This window comes from Proluteimonas luteida (genome assembly GCF_021191695.1).
Taxonomy (GTDB): domain Bacteria; phylum Pseudomonadota; class Gammaproteobacteria; order Xanthomonadales; family Xanthomonadaceae; genus Luteimonas; species Luteimonas luteida.
Map to the genome: position 1 here is coordinate 18395 of NZ_JAIWPT010000020.1, position 13846 is coordinate 32240.

The 13846-nt window shown below is 71.8% G+C and carries 13 protein-coding genes; 11 read left to right on the plus strand and 2 right to left on the minus strand.

The window, feature by feature from the left end; all coding sequences use genetic code 11:
• Nucleotides 1-241 precede the first annotated feature (241 nt).
• Nucleotides 242-2161 carry an HAL/PAL/TAL family ammonia-lyase gene (locus LDO26_RS15450; RefSeq protein WP_232131991.1) on the plus strand — a complete coding sequence of 640 codons (1920 nt, stop codon included), beginning with the start codon at nt 242-244 and terminating at the stop codon, nt 2159-2161.
• Nucleotides 2158-2520 (plus strand): hypothetical protein, encoded by a 363-nt coding sequence (locus tag LDO26_RS15455; RefSeq protein WP_232131992.1) that lies wholly within the window; start codon nt 2158-2160, stop codon nt 2518-2520. Before LDO26_RS15450 ends, LDO26_RS15455 begins: the two co-directional genes overlap by 4 nt.
• 98 nt (nt 2521-2618) lie before the next feature.
• On the opposite strand, the gene LDO26_RS15460 is transcribed toward LDO26_RS15455, so the two are convergent.
• Nucleotides 2619-3860 (minus strand): hypothetical protein, encoded by a 1242-nt coding sequence (locus tag LDO26_RS15460; RefSeq protein ID WP_232131993.1) that lies wholly within the window; start codon nt 3858-3860, stop codon nt 2619-2621.
• Between the two features lie 131 nt (nt 3861-3991).
• Between LDO26_RS15460 and LDO26_RS15465 the strand changes: the two genes are divergently transcribed.
• The 9 genes from LDO26_RS15465 (at nt 3992) to hisIE (ending at nt 11800) form a co-directional block, all read left to right on the plus strand.
• On the plus strand, nt 3992-4327 hold the full coding sequence (locus LDO26_RS15465) for a YerC/YecD family TrpR-related protein (RefSeq protein ID WP_232131994.1): 336 nt from the start codon (nt 3992-3994) through the stop codon (nt 4325-4327).
• A gap of 25 nt (nt 4328-4352) precedes the next feature.
• The gene (gene hisG / locus LDO26_RS15470) at nt 4353-5267 is read left to right on the plus strand and encodes an ATP phosphoribosyltransferase (protein WP_232131995.1); all 915 of its coding nucleotides are present in this window, start codon (nt 4353-4355) and stop codon (nt 5265-5267) included.
• A gap of 53 nt (nt 5268-5320) precedes the next feature.
• Nucleotides 5321-6619 carry a histidinol dehydrogenase gene (gene hisD, locus LDO26_RS15475; protein WP_232132035.1) on the plus strand — a complete coding sequence of 433 codons (1299 nt, stop codon included), beginning with the start codon at nt 5321-5323 and terminating at the stop codon, nt 6617-6619.
• A complete protein-coding gene (gene hisC / locus LDO26_RS15480) occupies nt 6616-7713 on the plus strand; it encodes a histidinol-phosphate transaminase (RefSeq protein ID WP_232131996.1) in 1098 nt (365 codons plus the stop codon). The genes hisD and hisC overlap by 4 nt, the downstream gene beginning before the upstream one ends.
• A complete protein-coding gene (gene hisB, locus LDO26_RS15485) occupies nt 7710-8792 on the plus strand; it encodes a bifunctional histidinol-phosphatase/imidazoleglycerol-phosphate dehydratase HisB (protein WP_232131997.1) in 1083 nt (360 codons plus the stop codon). The genes hisC and hisB overlap by 4 nt, the downstream gene beginning before the upstream one ends.
• A gap of 181 nt (nt 8793-8973) precedes the next feature.
• A complete protein-coding gene (gene hisH, locus LDO26_RS15490; RefSeq protein ID WP_232131998.1) occupies nt 8974-9588 on the plus strand; it encodes an imidazole glycerol phosphate synthase subunit HisH in 615 nt (204 codons plus the stop codon).
• The gene (hisA, locus tag LDO26_RS15495; protein WP_232131999.1) at nt 9585-10334 is read left to right on the plus strand and encodes a 1-(5-phosphoribosyl)-5-[(5-phosphoribosylamino)methylideneamino]imidazole-4-carboxamide isomerase; all 750 of its coding nucleotides are present in this window, start codon (nt 9585-9587) and stop codon (nt 10332-10334) included. Before hisH ends, hisA begins: the two co-directional genes overlap by 4 nt.
• Nucleotides 10328-11101, plus strand: coding sequence for an imidazole glycerol phosphate synthase subunit HisF (gene hisF, locus LDO26_RS15500; RefSeq protein ID WP_232132000.1), 774 nt, complete (start codon nt 10328-10330; stop codon nt 11099-11101). The genes hisA and hisF overlap by 7 nt, the downstream gene beginning before the upstream one ends.
• Before the next feature lie 90 nt (nt 11102-11191).
• Nucleotides 11192-11800 carry a bifunctional phosphoribosyl-AMP cyclohydrolase/phosphoribosyl-ATP diphosphatase HisIE gene (gene hisIE / locus LDO26_RS15505; protein WP_232132001.1) on the plus strand — a complete coding sequence of 203 codons (609 nt, stop codon included), beginning with the start codon at nt 11192-11194 and terminating at the stop codon, nt 11798-11800.
• Nucleotides 11801-11855: 55 nt separating this feature from the next.
• On the opposite strand, the gene LDO26_RS15510 is transcribed toward hisIE, so the two are convergent.
• Nucleotides 11856-13688 (minus strand): sensor domain-containing diguanylate cyclase, encoded by a 1833-nt coding sequence (locus tag LDO26_RS15510; protein WP_232132002.1) that lies wholly within the window; start codon nt 13686-13688, stop codon nt 11856-11858.
• Between the last annotated feature and the right edge of the window lie 158 nt (nt 13689-13846).

A 13846-nucleotide genomic window follows, 5' to 3' on the forward strand; every position in this document is an offset into this window, starting at 1 on the left:
TGCAGACGGTCCCGAACAGGCACCCTCTCCCGCGTGCGGGAGAGGGCTGGGGTGAGGGCAGGCGCACTGCGGCACGGCTCCGGTACCGGTGTCACCCTCATCCGCCCCGTCGGGGCACCTTCTCCCGATGGGAGAAGGGCTCCTTCATCCGGTTTCGCAACGATCCCGCGTTCGCGGGAATGACCGGTCCAGTGCATATCCGGTTGCCTGATCCACTGGCCTCCGGAAGGAGACGATATTCATGAAACCGATCCGCCTCGACGGCCAGTCATTGACCCGCCTGCAACTGGTCGCGGTCGCCAACGGCGCCCAGGTCGCGCTCGACGAGACCGCGCTGCAGCGCGTGGCGCGCGCGGCGGCGTTCCTGGCCGAGCAGGTCCGGCGCGAGGAACCGATCTACGGCGTGTCCACCGGCTTCGGCAGCAATGCCGACCGGCTGCTCGGCGCGCATCCGCTGCGCGACGAGCTGCCGGGTGCGGCGCCGTCGGGGCGCTCGCTGCACGAGGAACTGCAGGTCAACCTGATCGTCACCCATGCGGTCTGCGTCGGCGAGCCGCTTGCGGCCGACGTCGTCCGCGCCATGCTGTGCATCCGCATCAACACCCTGCTCAAGGGGCATTCGGGTATCCGCGTGCAGACCCTGCAGGCGCTGACCGACCTGCTCAACGCCGGCATCGTGCCGGTCGTGCCGGCGCTGGGTTCGGTCGGCGCGTCGGGCGATCTCGCGCCGCTGTCGCATCTGGCGATGGTGCTGCTCGGCGGCGGCGAGGCCTTCGTCGACGGCGAACGCGTGTCCGGTGCCGAAGCGCTGCGCCGCGCCGGCCTGTCGCCGGTGACGCTGTCGTACAAGGAAGGCCTGGCACTGAACAACGGCACCGCGCAGATGCTGGCGACCGGCGTGCTGGCGCTGCACAAGCTCGACGCGCTGCTCGACACCGCCGACCTGGCCGCGGCGATGACCATCGACGCGTTCGCCGGACGCCTGGGGGCGTTCGACGAAGCCGTGCACGACCTGCGGCCGCATCCGGGCCAGGTCGAGGTCGCCGCGCACCTGCGCGAGCTGCTTGAAGGCTCCACGCTGGCCGACATTCCGTATCACCTGGTGCCGAAGTTCCGGCCGTGGCTGCCGTCGAGCTGGCATACCGGCGACGCGCAGGCGCTGCGCTTCGACATCGGCTGGGACTGGGTGCCGAGCGACCAGCGCCACGGCCGCGAGAAGTTCTACGCGCGGTTCAAGCCGTTCCGCGGCGGCAAGAAGCACCAGCCGCAGGACAGCTATTCGCTGCGCTGCATCCCGCAGGTGCACGGCGCGGTGCGCGACGCGGTGGCGCAGGCCAAGCGGGTCTTCGAGATCGAACTCAACGCGGTCACCGACAATCCGCTGGTGTTCCCGGAGCGCGATGCCGAGCACGTCGAACAGCAGGTGATCTCGGCCGGCCACTTCCACGGCATGCCGCTGGCGCTGGCGATGAGCTACGTCAAGGCCGCGATCCCGGTGCTGGCGTCGATCTCCGAACGCCGGCTCAACAAGCTGGTCGACCCGGCGACCAACGACGGCCTGCCGGCTTTCCTGATCGGCAACGAGGATGCGACCGAATCGGGTTTCATGATCGTGCAGTACACCGCCGCGGCGATCGTCAACGACCTCGCCACGCGTGCGCATCCGGCCAGCGTCTACTCGATCCCGACCAGCGCCAACGCCGAGGACCACGTGTCGATGGGCACCAACGAAGCCCGCCACGTGCTGGCGATGGCCGACGACCTGGGCAAGGTGATCGCGCTGGAGATCTACACCGCGGCGCAGGCGCTGGACCTGCGCACCGACATGATCAACGCCGCGCGCGACCTGGCGCGGCGCGCCGATGCCGAGGCGCTGGCGGCGAAGGTGCAGGGCGGTCCGGCACCGGATCGCGCCAATCGCAGTGCGTTCGTCGACGAGGTCGAGGCGCTGCGTGCGGAACTGGCGCAGGCCGAGGCCTTCCATCCGGGGGCGCTCGTGGCGGCCGCGCATGCGCGCGTGCGCGAGGCGATCCCCTTCCTCGACCGCGACCGAGCGCTCGACGGCGAGGTCGCCGCTGCGGTCGGGCTGGTCGCCGACGGCGCGCTGCTCGGTGTGCTGCCGCGCTGGCGCGTCGCCGATGCCGGTGGAGACGCCGGGTGAACCTGCCGCTGCACTTCGGTTGGCTCGGCGTGCTGGAAGCGGCAGCGATCGCGCTGGTCGTCGGCATCCTGTGCTACCTGCTGTTCCACTGGATCGGCGCGCGCAACCGCTGGGCGCACGGCCCGGCGATCGGCTGGAGCTGCCTGGCGGCGCTGGTGATCGCGACCGGCATCGACGCCTGGCACCTGTTCTACATGGGCGTGGTCAAGCTGGAATCCCCGGTCTACGCGCGCATCGCGCTGGCGAAGATCCACGACCCGAACTATCTCGGCACGCGCGTCTTCTTCTCCGCGGTCTCGGCGCTGTGCGGCGTGGCGCTGGCGTGGATGGCCGCGCACGCGCGCCGCGGCAGCGCGTAGCCGCGCGCTGATGCGATGGCGGCGGTCGCGGCGGGTGCCGGAAGCCGCCACGGTTCCGACCCGCATCACGTCGGCGGAGCGGCGGGTCGCGACCCGCCCTACGGCGCCAGGTCGTCCGCTGCGGCCGCAACGAACCCGCTCGCGCGCGCCGCGTCGAGCAGCGCTTCGCGGTTGCCTTCGGCGGGCCAGCCATCCACGGTGGCCACCAGCTGCCCGTCCCGGAAAAAATGGAAGCGCGGCGTGGAATCGAATGCGAGGGGCCAGTCCGCGGTGTCGGTCGCAATGGCCGTGGCGGCATCGGGATGCGCGCGGTTCCAGTCGCGCAGCGCATCCAGGCTGGCCAGGTGCGAGGGCGAGGCCAGCCAGGTCGCGTGTCCGGCGAACAGCGGGCCGAGTACCGGGTCGTGCGGAATCTGTTCCGACGCCGCGCGACTGAAGCCGCAGCCCGGGCTGGACACGATGAAGATGTGCGCGCCGAGGTCGATCGCCTGCCGGGTCAGGACGTCGGGCCGGTCGGGGTCGACGATCCAGACCGCCGGCGCGCCGTCCGGGACGACGCCGGCATCCTCGATCCGCGGCAGCGGCGGCAGTTCGAGGGCCGGATGCCGGGCCGCGAAGGCCTGCGCGCTGGCGAGGTCGCCACGTCTGAGCAGCAGCGCGTGGGCCATCTCGCCGTCGTTGCGCATCGCCCAGCCACGCGCGGCGAGTACGTCGTGGATGTGGATCGCGGCGTCCACGCGGGCGGGCGCGGGATCGTGGTCGATGACCCGTCGCGTTGCGCGAAACAGCACGCGCAGGTCGCCGGTGCCGATCGCTTCCAGATCGTTGCCCGTCGGCAGCAGTCCCGACAGTTCGTCATAGGCCGCGACCACCGTGTCGCCGTCATGGCCGGCGGCAACCAGCGCGGTATAGCCGGCGGCGACCGGCGCGGAGACCGCCATCGCCGGATCGCGTGCGCGTGCGCTGCGCAGGCGTTCGGCCTCGGCATCGTCGAGGCCGCGCGCAGCCACTGGCGCATCGAGGAACAGGCGCTGGACCTCGGCGATCTCGGCCTTGGTCAGTTCGGGCGCGAGTTCGCCGAAGGAAAAGCTGCGCAGGCCGCGCGGGCCGAAGTCGAGTTCGGCCAGGAACCAGGCGCGTGCCTCCGGCGGCAACCGGTCGAGCGCGGTTGGGTAATGCGCCAGGTAGGCGTCCAGCGCTTCGCGGCTGCGCAGCGGCAGGCCATCGGATGCGGGCTCCGGGGCGGCGTCGTGGGAGGCGGCGACGTGGGCGGCCGCCGCGAATACCGGAAACCCGGCAGGCAGCAGCAACAGCATCGACAGCAGGAAGCGATGGCGCACGTCCGTGTCCTCGGGGCTCTGGCCGCGGCCAGCATAAACCACATCCGCAGACGGCTTGACCCGGCGTCCGCGACGCACTAATGTGCTAGCGCGTTATTACATTGAAACGCATGAGAACCGCCGCCCACGCCATGAAGCAACGTGCCGAACCCCTGCTGGACCTTGACGCCAGCGCCTCGCTGCAGGTGCTGGCGGATGCGTTCGTCCGCCTGAAGACCGCCGACGAGGCGGTTCGCTTCCTCGAGGACCTGTGCACGCCGGCGGAGCTGGAGGCGCTGGTCGACCGCTGGCGGGTGGTGCCGCTGCTGTTGCGGAGCGTGCCGTATCGCGAGATCCACGAGCGCACCGGCGTCAGCGTGACCACCATCGGCCGGGTCGCGCGCACGCTCGACCGCGGCGCCGGCGGCTATGCCATCGCCGCGCGGCGCCAGGCCATCCGCCCGGCGCGAACGCCCGATTCGAAGTGAGAGCCACCCCATTGAGGTCCACCCCATGAGTCCTGTGAACGGCGGCGCCACGCGCGACCGCCTGCGCATCGCCATCCAGAAGTCCGGCCGCCTCAGCGAGCCGGCACGGGCGCTGCTGGCGTCCTGCGGCCTGTCGTGGCGCGAGAGCCGCGACAAGCTGTTCTGCTATGGCGAAACCCTGCCGGTCGATCTGCTGCTGGTCCGCGACGACGACATTCCCGGCCTGTTGGCCGACGGCGTCTGCGACTACGGCATCGTCGGCCGCAACGTGCTCGAGGAGCAGGCGGCCGACCGTGCGCTGCGCGGCCTGCCGGCGGTGTCGAAGGAGGTGCGGCCGCTGGGCTTCGGCGGTTGCCGGCTGGACATCGCCATTCCCGAGGCGCAGGCCTGGGACGGCCCGCAGCAGCTGCAGGGCACGCGCATCGCGACCAGCTATCCCGGGCTGCTGCAGCGCTGGCTCGACGTCGAGGGCGTGCAGGCCACCATCGTCAACCTGTCGGGCTCGGTCGAGATCGCGCCGCGGCTGGGCCAGGCCGACGTGATCTGCGACCTGGTCTCCAGCGGCGCGACTCTGACCGCCAACCAGCTCAAGCCGGCGGTGACCCTGCTGCGCAGCGAGGCGGTGCTGGCCGGCCCGATGCGCGCCTTCACCGATGCCCGCGGCGAACTCGCCGCGCTGCTGCTGCGGCGCCTCGACGGCGTGCTGCGGCTGCGCGACAGCCGCCTGCTGATGTTCCAGTCCTCACGCGCCGGCGTGCCCGCGCTGCTGAAGCTGCTGCCCGACGCGGAACCGCCGACGCTGCTGCAGGTCGACGGCGCCGAGACCGTCGCGCTGCAGGTGCTGTGCCACGGCGAGATGACCTGGCAGCGGCTCGAGGACCTCAAGCACGCCGGCGCCGCCGGCCTGATGGTGCTGCCGGTGGAGCGGATGCTGGCATGAACGCGATCCCCGCCTCCGCCGGTCCCGTCAAGCGAGATCCTGCCGCGCTCGAAATCGCGCCGCTCGACTGGGCCGCGCTCGATGCCGCCGCGCGGGACGAGGCGCTGCGCCGTCCGACCCAGGTCGTCGCCGCGCAGACCCGTGCCGCCGTCGCCGCGGTGCTCGACGCGGTGCGCAGCCGGGGCGATGCCGCGCTGCGCGAACTGACCGAACGCTTCGACGGCGTGGCGCTGGCGGATTTCGAGGTCGGTGCCGACGAATTCGCCGCGGCCGAGGCCGCCGTGTCCGCCGAACTGCGCGCGGCGATGCAGGCTGCCGCCGAGCGCATCACCCGGTTCCACGCCGCCGGCATGGCCGCCGGCTACAGCGTCGACACCGCGCCGGGCGTGCGCTGCGAGCGCGTCGTGCGCCCGATCCGGCGCGTCGGCCTGTACGTGCCGGCCGGCAGCGCGCCGTTGCCGTCGACCGCGCTGATGCTCGGCGTGCCGGCGCGGTTGGCCGGCTGCGCGGAAGTCGTGCTGTGCACGCCGCCGCGTGCCGACGGCAGTGCCGACCCGTCGGTGCTGGTGGCCGCCGCCCTAACCGGCGTGCACCGGGTGTTCAAGCTCGGCGGCGCGCAGGCGATCGCGGCGATGGCGTTCGGCACCGGCAGCGTGCCGGCCTGCGCCAAGCTGTTCGGCCCGGGCAACGGCTTCGTCACCGAAGCCAAGCAGCAGGTCGCGCAGTCGGGCACGGTCGCCATCGACATGCCGGCCGGACCGTCGGAGGTGCTGGTGATCGCCGATGCCGGCGCCGATGCCGCGTTCGTCGCCGCCGACCTGCTGTCGCAGGCCGAGCACGGCCCCGATTCGCAGGTGCTGCTGCTGTCCGACGACGATGCGCTGCTGGCCGGTGTCGGCGCGGAGCTGGTGCGCCAGCTGGCCGCGCTGCCGCGCGCCGGCATCGCCCGCCAGGCGCTGGCGCGCTCGCGGCTGATCCGGGTGCCGTCGCTCGATGTCGCGTTCGAGATCAGCAACCGCTATGCGCCCGAACACCTGATCCTCGCGCTGCGCGCGCCGCGCGACTGGCTCGACCGGGTCGAGGCCGCCGGCTCGGTGTTCCTCGGCGACTGGACCCCCGAGGCGCTCGGCGACTACTGCAGCGGTACCAACCATGTGCTGCCGACCGGTGGCGCGGCGCATGCGTGGAGCGGCGTCAGTGTGGCCAGTTTTCAGAACTTCGTCAGCGTGCAGGCCGCCAGCCGCGACGGCATCCTCGCCATCGGCCCGGACGCGGTCACCCTGGCCGGGGCCGAGGGGCTGGGCGCGCACGCCAACGCGGTGACGCTGCGCCTGCTGCGGGCGTCGACATGAGCGCAGTCGTGCCTGCTTCCGTGCTGGACCTGGTCCGCGACGATCTGCGCGCGTTCGCCGGCTACGCCTCGGCGCGCACCACCGGCCTGACCGGCGAGATCTGGCTCAACGCCAACGAGTCGGCATGGGCCAATCCGGGCGATCCCGACGCGCTGTGCCGGCGCTATCCCGAGCCGCAGCCCGAGGCGCTGCGCCAGCGCCTGGCCGCGCTGTACGGCGTCGCGCCCGCGCGCCTGCTAATCGGCCGCGGCAGCGACGAGGCGATCGACCTGCTGGTGCGCGCGCTGTGCGTGCCCGGCCGCGACGCGGTCCTGGCGACGCCGCCGGTGTTCGGCATGTACGCGGTCAGTGCGCGGCTGCAGGGTGCGCCGCTGGTCGAGGTGCCGCTGGTCGAGGACGGCGGCGGGTTTTCCGTCGACATCGACGCGGTCGCGGCGACCGCGCTGGCGCGCAACGCGCGGGTGGTGTTCCTGTGCTCGCCGTCGAACCCGACCGGCGGCGACGTGCCGCTGGCCGAGATCATGGTGCTGGCCCGGCGCCTGCGCGGACAGGCGGTCGTGGTCGTCGACGAGGCCTACGGCGAGTTCTCGTCGCTGCCGTCGGCGACGATGCTGCTGGACGGTCTCGACAACCTGGTCGTGCTGCGCACGCTGTCGAAGGCGCATGCGCTGGCCGCGGCGCGGATCGGCGTGGCGATCGGCGACCCGGCGCTGATCGCGGTGCTGCGCCGCTGCCAGGCGCCGTATCCGGTGCCGGCGCCGTGCGCGCGCCAGGCGCTCGACGGCCTGACCGATGCGGCGCTCGCGGCGACCCGCGAGCGCGTCGACACCGCAATCCGTGAACGCGAGGCGCTGGCCCGCGCACTCGCGGCGCTGCCGACCGTCGCCCGGGTGTATCCGTCGCAGGGCAATTTCCTGCTGGTGCGCTTCCACGACGCCGAGCACGCCTTCGCCGCGCTGCTGGCGGCGGGCATCGTGGTGCGCGACCAGCGCGCCGCGCCGCAACTGGGCGATGCGTTGCGCATCAGCATCGGCACGCCCGCGCAGAACGCCGCGGTGGTGGCGGCGCTGCAATCGCTGGAGGCCGTGGCATGAGCAGGGGGACCCCGATCCTGTTCGTCGACCGCGACGGCACCCTGATCGAGGAGCCGGACGATTTCCAGATCGACGCCTTCGACAAGCTGCGTTTCGTGCCCGGGGTGATCCCGGCGCTGCTGAAGCTGCGCGATGCCGGTTTCGAGTTCGTTATCGTCACCAACCAGGACGGCCTCGGCAGCGACAGCTATCCGCGCGCCAGTTTCGACGGCCCCAACGACCTGATGCTGCAGATCTTCGCCAGCCAGGGCATCGTGTTCCGCGAGGTGCTGGTCGACTGCAGCTGGCCGGCCGACAACGCGCCGACCCGCAAGCCGGGACTCGGGCTGGTGATGCACTACCTGCGCGACCGCGGCATCGACCTCGACCGCTCGGCGATGGTCGGCGACCGCGACACCGACCTGCAGTTCGCCGACAACCTCGGCATCCGCGGCTTCAAGTTGCGCACCGCGCAGTTCGGCGGCGACTGGGACTGGGCCGGCATCGCCCACGAACTGGCCGATGCGCCGCGCCGCGCGGTGGTCGTGCGCAACACGAAGGAGACGCGGATCCGCATCGAGGTCGATCTCGACGCGAGCGCCGATGCGCGGGTGTCCACCGGGCTGCCGTTCTTCGACCACATGCTCGACCAGATCGGCAAGCACGGCGGCTTCGCGCTGACGGTGCAGGCCGACGGCGACCTGCACATCGACGAGCACCACACCATCGAGGACGTCGGCATCGCGCTGGGGCAGGCGCTGCGCGAGGCGCTGGGCGACAAGCGCGGCATCGGCCGCTACGGGTTCACCCTGCCGATGGACGAGACCCTGGCCAGCGCCGCGCTGGATTTCGGCGGGCGTCCCTACTTGGTGTTCGAGGGCAGCTTCGTCCGCGAGCGCGTCGGCGACATGCCGACCGAACTGGTCGCGCACTTCTTCCGTTCGCTGTGCGACGCGGCGGGCCTGAACCTCAACCTCAAGGTCGACGGCGACAACGACCACCACAAGGTCGAGGGCAGCTTCAAGGCCTTCGCGCGTGCGCTGCGCCAAGCGATCCGGCGCGACGGACATGCGCTGCCGAGCACCAAGGGGGCGCTGTGATGGGTGTCGTCGTTGCGCCGGGCGGATTCTTGCCGGTTCGTTTCTCCGTAGGAGCGGCCCCTGGCCGCGATGGCTTTGCGCCGGCCCGTGCGAGAGCCGCATCGCGGCCATGGGCCGCTCCTACCGAGTCCGGCACTGGCCTGGACCGCCGGGGCTTCCTTGTCGACAGGGAGGTGCCGCCATGCGCGTGGTGATCGTCGATGCCGGCGGTGCCAACACCGGTTCGGTGCGCTACGCCTTCGACCGGCTCGGCGTCGACGCCGCGCTGGTCACCGACGCGGCCAGCATCCGCGCCGCCGAGCGCGTGGTCCTGCCGGGCGTCGGCACCGCGGTGCAGGTCATGGCGCGGCTGCGTGAACTGGACCTGGTCGACACGCTGCGCACATTGCAGGTGCCGCTGCTGGGCATCTGCGTCGGCATGCAGCTGCTGTTCTCGCGCTCGGAGGAGGGCAACATCGACGCGCTCGGGCTGCTGCCCGGGCGGGTGGTGCGGCTGGCCGGCACGCCGGCGCTGCGGGTGCCGCACATGGGCTGGAACACGATGCGCAAGGTGCGCTCGAGTCCGCTGGTCGAGGGCATCGGCCCCGGCGACCGCGCCTACTTCGTGCACAGCTATGCCGCGCCGGTGACCGCCGACTGCATCCTCGCCTGCGACCACGGCGCGCCGTTCGCCGCGGTGGTGCAGCGCGGCCTGGTCGCCGGCACCCAGTTCCATCCCGAGCGTTCGGGCCGGGTCGGCGCACGGCTGCTGCGCAACTTCCTGTCGCCGGATTTCGCCGCAGGCCCCACGCCATGAACACCGTCGCGCACACCTTCACCGCGTATCCCGCGATCGACATCCGCAACGGCCGCGTCGTGCGGCTGGCGCAGGGCGACTACGGCCAGGAGACGCGCTACGGCGACGATCCGCTGGCGCAGATCCAGGCCTATGCGGCGGCCGGCGCGCGCTGGCTGCACCTGGTCGATCTCGACGCCGCACGCGCCGGCGGCTACACGCTGGCGCCGCTGCTGGCGCGTATCCGCGCGACCACCGGGCTGCAGGTGCAGACCGGCGGCGGCGTGCGCTCGCACGACGATGTCGCGCGGATCCTCGATGCCGGCGCGGCGCGCGTGGTCATCGGCTCGCTGGCGGTGCGCGACAGCGCGCTGGTGCTGGACTGGATCGATGCCTTCGGCCCCGAGCGCATCACCGTGGCGCTGGACACGCGCTGCGACCGCGGCGGCGTCTGGCGCCTGCCGGTGCACGGCTGGACCGAGACCGCCGACGAGACCCTCGACGTCTTCGCCCGCCGCTATGCCGCCGGCGGCCTGCGCCACCTGCTGAGCACCGACATCGCCCGCGACGGCATGCTGTCGGGGCCCAACCTCGCGCTGTACGCGCACCTGCGCGCGCTGGTGCCCGGCGTGCGGCTGCAGGCATCGGGTGGCGTGCGCGACCTCGACGATGTGCTCGCGGCGCGCGCGCAGGGCTGCGCCGGCATCGTGCTCGGGCGTGCGCTGCTCGAAGGCCGCCTGTCGGTGGCCGAGGCGGTCGCATGCTGAGCCGGCGCATCATTCCCTGCCTCGACGTGCGCGACGGCCGCGTGGTCAAGGGCGTGCGCTTCCGCGACCACGTCGACATGGGCGACATCGTCGACCTGGCGCTGCGCTACCGCGACGAAGGCGCCGACGAGCTGGTGTTCTACGACATCGGCGCCAGCCCCGAGGGCCGCTCGGTCGACCGCGACTGGGTCACCCGGGTCTCGCGGCTGATCGACATCCCGTTCTGCGTCGCCGGCGGCATCCGCGACGTCGACACCGCGCGCGCGGTGCTGCACGCGGGCGCCGACAAGATCTCGATCAACACCCCGGCGCTGGAGCGGCCGGCGCTGATCGGCGAACTGGCCGAGGCCTTCGGCGTGCAGTGCGTGGTCGTCGGCATCGATTCGATCCGCGAGGCCGACGGGCAATGGCGCGTGCGCAGCCACACCGGCGATCCGGACCGCACCCGCGAACTGCCGGTGCGCACGCTCGACTGGATCGTCGAGGCGCAGCGCCGCGGCGCCGGCGAGATCGTGCTCAACTGCATGGACAGCGACGGCGTGCGCCGCGGCTACGACATCGTCCAGCTCAAGGCCGCGCGCGCGGTCTGCGGCGTACCGCTGATCGCCTCCGGCGGCGCCGGCACGGCCGAGCACTTCGCCGAGGCATTCGCCGAGGCCGATGTCGACGGCGCGCTGGCGGCCAGCGTGTTCCACAGCGGCGCGATCGCGATCCCCGATCTCAAGCGCGAGCTGAAGGCGCGCGGCATCGAGGTGCGCGATGTCTGACCGTAGGCCGGTGCCGTGTCATTCCGGGCCTGCCTGGCTGGATCCTTTCCGAAAAGGCAGCGCAGCACGCTGCGCCCTGCAGAGAACCGCATGACCGATACGACCATCGATACGCAGACGCTGGACTGGGCCAAGGGCGACGGCCTGCTGCCGGCGATCGTGCAGGACGCCGACACGCTGCGGGTGCTGATGCTCGGCTACATGGACCGCGCGGCACTGGCCGAGACCCGGCGCAGCGGCCGGGTCACGTTCTTCAGCCGCAGCCGGCAGCGGCTGTGGACCAAGGGCGAAACGTCCGGGCATTTCCTCGACCTGGTCTCGGTGCGGGGCGACTGCGACAGCGACAGCCTGCTGGTGCTGGCACGGCCGAACGGCCCGACCTGCCACCTGCAGCGGAGCAGCTGTTTCGCGGACGCGCCGGGCAGCACGCTGGCCGATCTCGCACTGACCGTGGCCGCGCGTGCGCGCGCGCTTCCGGCGGGCAGCTACACGACCCGGCTGTTCGACAGCGGCGTGCGCCGCATCGCGCAGAAGGTCGGCGAGGAGGGCGTGGAAACCGCGCTGGCGGCGGTCGCCGAGGACGACGACGCGCTGCTGGGCGAGGCCGCCGACCTGGCCTACCATCTGCTGGTGCTGCTGCGCGCGCGCGGGCTGGGGCTGGACGCGCTGGAGGCGAAGCTGCGCGAGCGCGAACGTTAGGCCGCCTGATCTTGCGCAGGCCGGTCCCGCGCGGCCGACGCGTGTGGCTCCGCAATCAACGGCTGCGGCCGGCATTGGTGGCGCAGACCCGGTCGCGCCCGTTGGCCTTGGCATCGTAGAGCGCGCGGTCGGCGCAGACGAGCGCGTCGTCGATGGCATCGATCGACCCGGTGTCGATCTGGCAGACGCCGATGCTGGCCGTGATCCGGATCTCGACGCCGTCGCAGAGGCAGGGTTCCCGGGTCAACGCGATCCGTACCGATTCGGCGGTCTCGATCGCGGCCGCGAGCGCCTGTCCGGGCAGGGCGACCACGAACTCCTCGCCGCCGAAGCGCGCCAGCAGCGCATCGTGCACGCGCAGCGTGCGGCCGATATGGCGCGCGGCCCAGCGCAGGCACTCGTCGCCGGCCAGGTGCCCGTGGGCGTCGTTGATCGCCTTGAAATGGTCGAGGTCGATCATCATCAGCGACAGCGGTCGCCCGCTGTCGTGCGCCTGTCCGGCCATCCTGCCGAACGCCTCCTGGAACCAGGTGCGGTTGTACAGCCCGGTCAGGCCGTCGCGGCGGCTCGAGTCGCGCAGTCGTGCGTGCGCCTCCTCCAGGCGTACCAGCGCGCTGCGCACTTCCTGGGTCCGCTGCGCGACCTTGCGTTCCAGGCGCGCGTTGGCGTCGTGCACGATGCGCTGGTTCTCGTTGCGCAGCGCCGCATAGCGGTGCCCGAGCGCGATCGACAGCAGCAGCATCTCCAGCGCCGAGCCGATCTGCACGCCGTATTCGGTGGCGAAGTTCTTCGGCAGCACGCCGAACGCCAGCAGGGTGAAGGCCGCGGTGCCGAGCAGGAACATCGACCAGGCCAGCAACAGCAGTCGTGCCGGCGCGTAGCCGCCGCGCAGCACCACGATGGTGGCGATGACGATGCCGATCACCCCGGCCAGCACCGCACGCGACGCGACCGGGGTCGACACCCGCAGTGGCAGCCACAGCGACGCGATCGCGAACAGGATGAAGAACGCCATCAGCGCGAGCAGCAGCCGGTTGCCGCGCGGCCAGCGGCGGGGCAGCTCGAGGAAGGTGCGCGAGAACTGCAGCATCGCCACCAGTGCCAGGCAGATCGAGATCGGCACCGAATGGTCGGCCAGCCACGACGAACCCGGCCACAGGTACTCGAAGCCCAGCCCGTTGAGGGTGAACAGCACCAGCCCGAACGCGCTGATGTGGCACAGATACCAGAAATAGCTGGCGTCGCGCAGCGACAGCCACAGCACCAGGTTGTAGAAGAACAGCGCCAGCAGGATGCCGTAGTACAGGCCGATCGCCAGCTGCGCATCGCGCGAGACCTCGGTGAAGGCCTTCTGCGTGTAGAGCTGCAGCGGCACCTGCATCGAGCTCTGGCTCTCGACCCGGACCAGCAGGTCGACCGGCTGGCCCAGCGGCAGCTCGATGCGGAAATTGGGATGGCGATAGCGCACGCTGCGCGCCGAGAACGGACGGTGGTCGCCGCCGGCCAGGTGGACGACGTGGCCGTCGGCATAGCGCACGTGGACGTCGACGACGTCGCTGAGCGGATACTCCTGTACCAGCAGCCAGCGGGTTTCTGCCGGGTTGTGGTTGACGACGCGGACATGGAACCAGAACGCGCCGCGCTGGAAGCCGAACGTGGCGTTGCCGTCGGGCAGGGGCGCGAACATGTGCGTGTCGACGCGTTGCCAGGCGTCGGCGGGCGTGTCGGCGGCGCCGGTGTCGTGCCAGTACTGGATGTGCGGCGATAGCGGCTGGCTGTCCAGCCCGGGTGCAAGTTCGACGACCTGCGCCGCAGCCAGCGCCGGGCACAGCAGGCATGCAAGCAGCAGCCAGCGCCACAGGCCAGATGATTTCCGCCACTCCCGCATGCGTACAAGCCCCGTTGCCCGCAATTTCCGCCAGATGGCGGCCGATCCTTCGATTCAGCGAACGCAGGCAGGGTAGACCAGCGGCCGCGCGAAAGCACCTGCGGGCATAATTGCCGTTTCCCGCGCGGCCGGCCGGCCGCGCGGTTCACCGGATCGGA